Genomic DNA, 1107 nt, shown 5'->3' with positions numbered 1-1107 from the left:
GCGGCGGCGACGGCGGTGGGCGTCCCCCTTCTCGCGCTGACCCGGCCCGAATGGGTGGAGGGTCCCGGCGACCGCTGGACGCGCGTGGCCAACACAGGCGAAGCGGTGACCGCACTCGACACCGAGCCGGCGCGTGTCTTCTTGGCTCTTGGTCGCCAGACGATCGGGGACTTCACGCATGCTGCGCAGCATTTCTACCTGTTGCGCTTCGTCGATGCGGCGGAGCCCGCCAATTTTCCGAACCACCGACTGGTGGTCGATCGCGGTCCCTTCACGCTGGCGGGCGAACTGGCCCTGTTGCGCGAGCACCGGATCCAAATGGTGGTCGCCAAGAATGCCGGAGGCTCCGGCGCGCAGGCGAAGCTCGACGCGGCACGTGAACTCGGCCTGCCGGTCGTGATGATCGACCGCCCCTTCATCCCGCCCCGCCCGCAAGTGGGCAGCGTCGCGGCGGTGCTCGACTGGCTGGATCACGGCGTCGTCCGGGGGGTGTAAAGGATCGGCTGGCCCGCATGCGGAATCATGCGCGTGCGGCTCGACCCGATGATGACGACGGTGCGCATATCGGCCATGTCCCCGCGCGCTTGCGGCAACGGCACGATGCGCAGGGCCTCTTCGGGCGTCGAGACGGCGCGCGCGAACAGCACCGGGCGGTCGTCGCCGCACGTCTCGCGGAGCAGGGCGAAGGCGGCATCGAGCGCATCGGGCCGCGCCTTGGACCGGGGATTGTAGAGCGCGATGGCGAAATCCGCCTCCGCCGCCAGTGCCAGCCGCCGCTCGATCAGCGCCTGGGGCTTCAGGTTATCCGACAGGTTGATCGCGCAGAAATCATGGCCCAGCGGCGCGCCCGCCCGCGCACTTGCGGCCAGCATCGCGGTGATGCCGGGCAGGACGCGAATGTCGAGGTCGTGCCAGCGGGCAGGGTCTTCCTCCACCCGCTCGAAGATCGCCGCCGCCATCGCGAACACCCCCGGATCGCCCGAGGAGACGACAACGACGCGGCCACCCGCCTCCGCCATCTCCAGCGCGTGGAGCGCCCGGTCGCGCTCGACGCGGTTGTCGCTGGCATGGCGGGTCAGGCCGTGCCGCTCGGGCACGCGCGCGACA

2 protein-coding genes are annotated in these 1107 nt (G+C 70.6%); one reads left to right on the top strand and one right to left on the bottom strand.

Annotated features, from left to right (window positions below; translation table 11 throughout):
* The coding region (locus tag U1700_RS15180; protein WP_332753503.1) for a precorrin-6A/cobalt-precorrin-6A reductase at positions 1 to 495 on the top strand (495 nt) is incomplete at its 5' end.
* Here U1700_RS15180 and U1700_RS15175 read toward each other — a convergent pair.
* Positions 471 to 1107: precorrin-3B C(17)-methyltransferase (locus U1700_RS15175; protein WP_332753502.1), on the bottom strand; the 637-nt coding region annotated here is incomplete at its 5' end. The genes U1700_RS15180 and U1700_RS15175 overlap by 25 nt on opposite strands.

The sequence above is a fragment of the Sphingomonas sp. RB1R13 genome, from assembly GCF_036663775.1.
Taxonomy (GTDB): domain Bacteria; phylum Pseudomonadota; class Alphaproteobacteria; order Sphingomonadales; family Sphingomonadaceae; genus Sphingomicrobium.
Note: the sequence above shows the minus strand (reverse complement) of the source record. Positions and strands in the feature narration are given on the sequence as shown.